Annotated in this window: 1 pseudogene; it reads right to left on the bottom strand. The window is 57.8% G+C overall.

Annotated features, from left to right (window positions below):
• Positions 1-225: 225 nt before the first annotated feature.
• Positions 226-379: pseudogene (locus U5A58_RS40565) on the bottom strand (LysR family transcriptional regulator); the annotation flags it as partial.

Here is a 379-nt window from a genome sequence, read left to right as displayed (position 1 = left end):
TGGACCGGTGCCGCTGTTGAGCGCATCGAGGAAGGCGACGGTTGCGGTATCGGGCGTGTTCGGGTGAGCTTGCGTGTTCATCGTGATTCTCCTTTCCGGGTGGTTGAGTGGCTTGCGACGTGATGTCGTGCAGCCGATGGAAAGGAGAATACGGATCGGGAGCTATTTGCGAAATAGAAGTGTTCGTAACCTATCTTTGCATAAATGCAATGATAGATCGCCTGTTCATGATTTAGGCCATCGCCACGTGGGATCGGAAAGATGCCCGGCGAAGTAATCGGACAGCGCCGCCACCTTTGCTGGCCGCGCGCGCGCCGACGGCGTGACGAAGTAAAGGCCGCCCCTGGTCAGCGACCAGTCGGTAAGGATCGCTTCGAGG

The sequence above is a fragment of the Paraburkholderia sp. J7 genome (genome assembly GCF_905220155.1).
Classification (GTDB): domain Bacteria; phylum Pseudomonadota; class Gammaproteobacteria; order Burkholderiales; family Burkholderiaceae; genus Paraburkholderia.
The sequence above is the reverse complement of the archived record's forward strand: the minus strand, read 5'-3'. Positions and strand labels throughout refer to the sequence as shown.